General features: G+C 64.2%; 8 protein-coding genes and 1 pseudogene. 6 read left to right on the top strand and 3 right to left on the bottom strand.

Annotated features, from left to right (window positions below):
• Positions 1-1106, top strand: a 1106-nt coding sequence (locus tag EOA29_RS21175) for a DUF2339 domain-containing protein (RefSeq protein WP_145969727.1), incomplete at its 5' end; no start/stop codon positions are given.
• Positions 1107-1114: 8 nt separating this feature from the next.
• On the opposite strand, the gene EOA29_RS21180 is transcribed toward EOA29_RS21175, so the two are convergent.
• A complete protein-coding gene (locus EOA29_RS21180) occupies positions 1115-1510 on the bottom strand; it encodes a hypothetical protein (protein ID WP_189478950.1) in 396 nt (131 codons plus the stop codon).
• On the bottom strand, positions 1503-1754 hold the full coding sequence (locus EOA29_RS21185; protein WP_126094924.1) for a type II toxin-antitoxin system Phd/YefM family antitoxin: 252 nt from the start codon (positions 1752-1754) through the stop codon (positions 1503-1505). The genes EOA29_RS21180 and EOA29_RS21185 overlap by 8 nt, the downstream gene beginning before the upstream one ends.
• A gap of 215 nt (positions 1755-1969) precedes the next feature.
• On the opposite strand from EOA29_RS21185, the gene EOA29_RS21190 reads away from it, so the two are divergent.
• The 5 genes from EOA29_RS21190 (at position 1970) to EOA29_RS21210 (ending at position 6333) form a co-directional block, all read left to right on the top strand.
• The gene (locus EOA29_RS21190; protein ID WP_040972071.1) at positions 1970-2488 is read left to right on the top strand and encodes an RNA polymerase sigma factor; all 519 of its coding nucleotides are present in this window, start codon (positions 1970-1972) and stop codon (positions 2486-2488) included.
• Complete coding sequence (locus tag EOA29_RS21195) at positions 2485-3279, top strand: anti-sigma factor (protein WP_127221416.1); 795 nt, start codon at positions 2485-2487, stop codon at positions 3277-3279. The genes EOA29_RS21190 and EOA29_RS21195 overlap by 4 nt, the downstream gene beginning before the upstream one ends.
• Before the next feature lie 205 nt (positions 3280-3484).
• On the top strand, positions 3485-4582 hold the full coding sequence (locus tag EOA29_RS21200; RefSeq protein ID WP_126094922.1) for a GNAT family N-acetyltransferase/peptidase C39 family protein: 1098 nt from the start codon (positions 3485-3487) through the stop codon (positions 4580-4582).
• A 4-nt stretch (positions 4583-4586) separates the two neighbouring features.
• Positions 4587-6041, top strand: a complete 1455-nt coding sequence (locus tag EOA29_RS21205) for a RimK family protein (protein WP_126094921.1) — start codon at positions 4587-4589, stop codon at positions 6039-6041.
• 19 nt (positions 6042-6060) lie between these two features.
• Positions 6061-6333 carry a DUF3303 family protein gene (locus tag EOA29_RS21210; RefSeq protein ID WP_126094920.1) on the top strand — a complete coding sequence of 91 codons (273 nt, stop codon included), beginning with the start codon at positions 6061-6063 and terminating at the stop codon, positions 6331-6333.
• Between the two features lie 3 nt (positions 6334-6336).
• On the opposite strand, the pseudogene EOA29_RS43095 reads toward EOA29_RS21210, so the two are convergent.
• Positions 6337-6504 (bottom strand): annotated as a pseudogene (locus EOA29_RS43095) (transcriptional regulator); the annotation flags it as partial.

Raw genomic sequence — 6504 nt, forward strand, 5'->3', positions numbered from 1 at the left:
GACCCGCTGTCTCCTTCGCGCTCGCCGGCGCCGGCGTCGCCGCTCTGCTGATGCTGCACATGGCCTTCGGCTCCGGCTGGACCACGGTGCTGCTCGGCGCCGCCGCCGTCGTGCCGGCCTTGGCGACGCGCTGGCGCTCCTATCCGGTGCTGGGCTGGATCGCGGTTGGTACCGCGGTCGCCGTGCTCGGCCGCGTCGCCTTCGACCCGACCATCGTCGGCGCGGCGGCGCTGTCGAGGACGCCGGTCTTCAACTGGCTGCTGCTTGGCTATGGCGTGCCGGCGCTCGCCTTCGGCTTCGCCGCCTGGCAACTGGCGCGCACCACCAACGGACGGCCGCGCCTTGCCATGGAGGCGGCCTCGGCCCTGTTCGCGCTGCTCACCGTTGCGATGCTGGTGCGCCACGCCATGCATGGCGGCGTCATCGACACCGGCCCCGTCACCCTTGCCGAACAGGCGATCTACACGCTGATCGCGCTCGGCGCCGGCGCCATCCTCGTCGCCATCGACATGCGCTCGCCGAGTTCGGTGCTGCGCTATGGCTCGATGGCCGCCGGCGTGGTTTCGGCGGGCTTGATCGTCATCCAGCATTTCGCGGTGCTGAACCCGCTGGTGACGGATGAATCGACCGGCACCATTCCGTTCTTCAACCTGTTGTTCCTCGCCTATCTGTTGCCGGCGATCGCCGCGGGTGGGCTGGCGCTCTATGTCCGCGACAAGCGCCCAAGATGGTACGCGGCGATGCTGGCACTGATCGCTTCGTTGCTTGCCTTCGCTTATGCGACGCTGTCGGTGCGGCGGCTCTTCAAGGGCGAGTTCATCGGCTTGTGGAGCGGTCTTGGCCAGCTCGAGACCTACACCTATTCGGCGCTCTGGCTGGTCATCGGGGTGGCGCTGCTCACCGCCGGCGTCTGGCTGAGGTCGCAGCTGCTGCGCATTGCCTCGGCGGTGCTGATCGCGGTCGCGGTGGTGAAAGTCTTCCTCTTCGACATGTCGGAGCTGGAAGGCGTGCTGCGCGCGCTCTCCTTCATCGGGCTGGGCGCGGTGCTGATCGGCATCGGGCTGTTCTACCAGCGGCTTTTGACGCGGGCGGCGAGAGAGGGGTGACAACCCCGCTATTTTCGGACTACGCCGCGCAGACGGCGCTGTCCGGCCGCCTCTTTGATGAGGCCAGCGACCTTGCGGACAAATGCCGGACTGAAAGAACCAATTGGTTTCGTCGTGACGAGATCGTAGGCTTCGTCAATCCGGACGCGGTTGTACTCGTCGAGGATGAGCCATGACGGAAAGTCGAGGCCGCCTCTGCGGCACTCGATCTCACTGATTGCAATATGCGCGCGGGACCGGTGGGGCTTTTGCGAGGTGAGCGGGAACAGGAATAGCGCCGCAGGCGTGGTCGGCGTTCTGACCACAATGCAGACCGGCCGCGCTTTGCGGCCGGATTCTTCGCCGGCGTCAGCCCGTCGCGCCCATAAATAGTAGTATTGAACCAGATCGCCGGGCTTAAGCATCCGGCTTGTCGCCGGTTATGATGGACTCCAACCCCGACATGAGTTCATCGTGGACCTCGTCCGGCGCATTCTCGAGCGTGTAAGCGGCGGCATGGGACGAGCCGACGAGTTGCCGGTATTGGGTGGCTGACAGGATGATCAGCTTTTCTTTGCCACGTTTTGTGAGAGCGACCGGCTCGATCATCGCCGTCTCCAGGATTTCGCCGGATGCGCGGTTCATATCCGAAAAGGTGAATTGCTTCATTGGTCGTCACCTCATACGTAATTTACCTATTATACCTATCTTACGTAATTAGACAAACAAAAGCATCGCCATTTGGGCCGGGAATAAACCGGCATCCGTTGGCGTTGTTAAGGTGCTTGGGTACCGGAGCGGGTGGTCCGCTTCGCGCTGGCTGCTTGCGCCGCGCCGGAAAGGCGCGTTCAATCGGATGGAAAACGACCTCGAAACAAGCGGTCATGGACGACAAGAAGGCAGCGATCCTGAGCGAGATACCGCGTCTGCGGCGCTATGCGCGCTCGCTGCTGCGCGATCGCGATTCCGCCGACGATCTCGTCCAGGACTGCCTGGAGCGGGCGCTTGTGCGGCTCGACAACTGGCAGACTGGAGAAAGCCCCCGGAGGTGGCTGTTTACGATCATGCATCATCTGTTCATCGACCAGATGCGCAAGGTTAACCGGCGTGGCGAGTCGGCGATGCTGCCGCTCGAAGCCGGCGAAGCCCAGGCTGCGCCCGCCGATCAGGTCGAAAGCATTGCCTCGCGCGAGATCATGGATGCCCTGCAGGCGATCAGCCCCGATCGTCGCGCGGCATTGGTCATGGTCGCCATCGAAGGCTTTTCCTATGCCGAGGCCGCCAACATCCTCGGCGTGCCGGCCGGCACGCTGATGTCGCGCATCGCGCGCGGCCGCGAGGAACTGCGCGGCCTGCTGGACGACTCTTCGCGCCGCCGCTCGATAAGGATTGTCGAGCGATGACCCGGCGCGATTTCACTGAACGCGATATCCACATGGCCCTCGACGGCGAGCTGCCGGGCGAGGAGCGCATGGCTTATGAAGCCTGGCTCGAAGCCAATCCTGAGATGAAGGCGAAGAGCGCTCGCTACATCGCCGACCGCACGGCGCTGCGCGCCGCCTTGGCTGGCGTCATGGACGAGCCGGTGCCGGCGCGGCTCAAGGCAGCGGTGCTTGGCGAAGCGCCGGCAAAGACGTCTGCATGGCGTTCGCGCTGGTGGCTTTCGGCGGCGGCCGCCGTCGTGCTGATGGTCGGCGGGTTCGGCGGCTATGTCGCCGGCATCGGCGGCGTCGGCCGAAGCGATGACAGCGACGAGCAGCTCGTCGAGCAGGCGATCGCCGCCCATGTCATCTACGCCGGCGAGAAGCGTCACGCGGTCGAGGTGCCGGCGAGCGACAAGGACCACCTTCAGACATGGCTGTCCAACCGGGTTGGGCTGAAGCTGGTGGCGCCCGATCTGGCGGCCGAAGGCTTCGAGCTCGTCGGTGGCCGGCTGCTGCCTTCGGGCGAGCACGGCAAGGCCGCGATGCTGCTTTACGAGGACGCCAAGGGCGAGCGCATCTCGCTCTTCGTCACCGCCGAATCGTCCGCGGCCGCCAAGGGCACCTATGCTGCCGAAGCGGACGGCCCTGAGGCGGTCTATTGGTTGGACAAAGGCTATGGCTGCGCCGTCGTCGGCTCGCTGCCGCGCGAGCGGCTGTCGGACGTCGCCAAGATCGCCTATGGCCAGCTTCTCGCCGGTATTTCGAGCTGAAACCGGCTGCGTTTTGCGCAGCCGGCAGCCCTTCCAAACAGCGATCTTGTTCAAACACTTCGCGCTTCCTTGCCGCCACGGAACCTGTCACAATTCGGCCCTAATCAAGGAGCGATAGCGCTTGACGAATACTGGCGCTTCGGCCGGTGTTGCTTTAGTGACCGGGGCCATTTCCGCAATCCAATCGAGGTTCTCCCAAGCCCGCATGCCTGCCGAGATTCGCAAGGCCCGCGCGTCAGACGTCGATGACCTCGCCGCCATCGAGAAGGCCGTCTTCTCGGGCGACCGGCTTTCCCGCCGCTCCTTCCGTCAGTTCATCGAGCGCGAGACCGCCGAGATGCTGGTGGCCGAGAACGACAGCCATGTCGCCGGCTACGCGGTGGTGCTGTTTCGCAAGGGCAGCGGCGTGGCGCGGCTCTATTCCATCGCCGTCGGTCCGTTCTTTGGCAACCTCGGCATCGGCCGCCAACTGCTGGCCGCGGCCGAGGAGGCGGCCTACGAGCACGATCGCATGATGCTGCGGCTCGAAGTGCGCGAGGACAATCAGCGCGCCATCAGCATCTACGAGCAGGCGGGCTACCGCAGGATCGGCCGCGAGCCCGACTACTACGAGGATGGCGCCACCGCGCTGCGTTACGAAAAGACGCTGCGCGGCGATGTCCCGACCGCTACCGGGGTGCCGTTCTACCAGCAGACCTGCGAATTCACCTGCGGCCCTTGCTGCCTGATGATGGCGATGGCCAATTTCGACCACGGCTTCGTGCCTGATCCGGTCATGGAGATCCGCTTGTGGCGCGAGGCGACCACCGTCTTCATGATGTCGGGCCCGGGCGGCTGCGAGCCTTTCGGCCTGGCGGTTGCCGGCTATGAAAGCGGGCTTGCCGCCGAGATCTTCGTCTCCTTCCACGGCGCGCTGTTCCTGCAGTCGGTGCGCAGCGAGGACAAACGCCGGGTGATGGAACTCGCCCAGGTCGACTTTCGCCGTCGCGCGGAACTTTACGGCATTCCGGTGAATTACCGTCCGTTCGGCATCGACGACATCCGTACCGCCCTTGCCGGGGGCAAGCTGGTGCTGGTGCTGATCAGCGGGTTCCTGATGTTCGGCAAGAAGGTGCCGCATTGGGTGCTCGCCATCGGCGACGACGGCGACCATATCCTGATCCACGATCCCTGGGTCGAGGACGAAAGGCAGGAGACAATCCTCGACGCCGCCAACATTCCCGTGCCTTACGCTATCTTCATGAACATGGCGCAGTTCGGCCGCGACGGGTTGCGCGCCGCCATCACTCTGGGAAAACGCTGAAACAATGACCTGGGTCATCCTTACAGGCAGGCAGAACGATCTCGACCAGGTGGCGACGCCGCACAAGATCATCACCAACCGCGACTACCTCGCGCATCCGGCGCTGTTTCGCGGCCAGCGGCCGAAGGTCATCAACCTGTCGAACAACTACGGCTACCAGAGCCGCGGCTACTACGCCTCACTGCTCGCCGGCTCGCGCGGCCATAAGGTGATCCCTACCGTCGAGACGATGATCGACCTGTCGGAGCGCAAGCTCTACGAGCACGCGCTGCCCGAGCTCGAGCTGGCGCTCAACAAATGCCGCAAGGATCTCGGCGGAACCTTCCCGTCGAAGGTCGCCGTCTTCTTCGGCATCGGACCGTCGAAAGTTTGGGACCGCTTCACCAAGCTCCTGTTCGACTGGTTCCGCGCGCCGGCGCTGGAGGTCCACATCAAGGATAGCGCCGAATGGGCCTCGATCCGAAAGATCGGCTTCCTGCCGCTCGCCCGCATGACCGACGAAGAGGACGCCTTCTTCCTGCAGTGCCTGGACACCTACACCAACCGCGAATGGCGCGACACCAAGGGCCGCACGCCGGCGCGCTATACGTTCGCTACGCTGGTCGATCCGCATGAGGAACTGCCGCCGTCTGAGATTTCCTCGCTGCGCTACTGGGCGCGGATCGCCGAAAAGATGGGCGTCGAGGTCGAGCCGATCACCAGGAAGGATCTCGCCAAGCTCGCCAACTACGACGCGCTGTTCATCCGCGAGACGACGTCCATCTCCAACCACACCTACCGCTTCGCGCGCCGCGCCCAGCAGGAAGGCATGCCGGTGATCGACGACCCATTGTCGATGATCCGCTGCACCAACAAGGTCTATCTCAACGAGCTGATGACCTACAACAAGGTGCCGGTGCCGCCGACGGTGATGATCGCCGGCACCTCGGACCTGGAGCTGGCGGCGCAGACGCTGGGCTTTCCGCTGGTGTTGAAGATCCCGGACTCGTCCTTCTCGCGCGGCGTCAAGAAATGCGAGAACCTCGCCGAACTGACGAAGCTCGCGACCGAGTGGCTGGAGGATTCCGACCTCCTCATCGCGCAGAAATTCATCCCGACCGAATATGACTGGCGCGTCGGCGTGCTCGGCGGCCAGCCGCTCTTTGCCGTCCACTATCTGATGGCCAAGAAGCACTGGCAGATCGTCAACCACAAGGCCAACGGCAAGCCCGACCAGGGCGGCATCAAGACCTTCACGCTGAAGCAGACGCCGCCGCATGTCGTCGAGACGGCGGTCAAGGCGGCAAAGTGCATCGGCGACGGGCTCTACGGCGTCGACCTCAAGGAGACCAAGGACGGCGTCTTCGTCATCGAGGTCAACGACAATCCCAATCTCGACCATGGCTGGGAGGATTCCGGCGAGAAGGACGAGGTCTGGGTGCGGCTGACGCAGTGGTTCCTGGAGCGCCTGGAACGATAGCTGCTCGAATGGGGCAAAGATGCTGTTTTTCGTAATCGAGGATTTCAGCGGCTGCGACCGCAAGGAAATCTACCGCCGCTTCCGCGACAAGGGCCGGCTGAAGCCAGACGAGCTCGTCGTGCACCACAGTTGGATCGCAGGCGACATGAGCCGCTGCTTCCTGCTGGTCGAGGCCGATGACGTCACGCTGCTGCAGCGCTGGGTCATCGAATGGGCCGATCTCGTCGAGTTCGAGATCGTTCCCGTTGCGACCAGCAAGGACATGGTGGCTGCATTGGCTGGACATCTCTAACTGCTAGGCGATCAGCGCCGGAGACCTGACCGCGCGCCGACATTCCTCGATCAGCCATTCCCGGAACGCCGCCACGACATCGCGCCTCGCGCTGCGTTCGGGGATCGTCAGGCAATAAGGCTGGCGCAGTTCCAGCGCTCGGGCAACCGGCCGGACCAGCCGGCCGTCTTC

Origin of the sequence: Mesorhizobium sp. M1E.F.Ca.ET.063.01.1.1, assembly GCF_003998155.1 — a bacterium.
Classification (GTDB): domain Bacteria; phylum Pseudomonadota; class Alphaproteobacteria; order Rhizobiales; family Rhizobiaceae; genus Mesorhizobium.